Source organism: Nostocoides veronense, assembly GCF_039531185.1.
Classification (GTDB): domain Bacteria; phylum Actinomycetota; class Actinomycetes; order Actinomycetales; family Dermatophilaceae; genus Nostocoides_A; species Nostocoides_A veronense.
This window is the reverse complement of sequence record NZ_BAAAPO010000004.1, coordinates 1-590: the sequence shown is the minus strand read 5'-3', so window position 1 is coordinate 590 and position 590 is coordinate 1. Positions and strand designations below refer to the sequence as shown.

The following is a 590-nucleotide window of genomic DNA, read 5'->3' as shown; positions in this document are numbered from 1 at the left end:
CACCTTCCCGCCACCGGCCACCGAGACCGGGCGGCCCGCCCGCACCCTCGGGCTCTCGCCCTCCTCGAGCTCGAGCCGCCCGCTTGCGGGGCGTGTCCAGTCAGCGACCTCATCGACGCCCGGCAGCACCTCGGGCACCGGCCCCAGCTCTAGCTCTCCCTGCCCGGGCAGCAGCCGCTCCCGCGCCGCGCGCAGCAGCAGCGCCAGCTCGGCGTCGGTGTGCGCCGAGCCGACATGCTCCACCCCGACGACCACGCCACCGGTCTTGCTCACCACCTGCACAGCGACCGCCCCGGACGCGGTCCGCACCTTGCGCACGAACCGCGAAGCCATACCCGAAGGCTACCCAGCACCCCATTCTTAGTAACCCGAACCGCCCCGACCGCCGAGCCAAGACGCAGGTCAACGCAATAGGGTCAACTCCGGCCCACACCAGTGGCACGACTCAGGGTGAAGGAGCCGCGTCGTTGGTCGCGGCCCCGTTCGACTGGCTCGCCCAGGCGATGGGTGCCGCCGCCGGGTCCTGAGTTCGGCCAAATTAGTGCGCAACCCGGACACGGTGGATGGCGTTCAGGGCGGCCGCGAGGTCG

At 71.9% G+C, this 590-nt stretch carries 1 pseudogene; it reads right to left on the bottom strand.

Features of this window, described 5'->3' with window-relative positions:
• A pseudogene (locus ABD225_RS00895) lies at positions 1-333 on the bottom strand (IS1634 family transposase); the annotation flags it as partial.
• Positions 334-590: the final 257 nt, after the last annotated feature.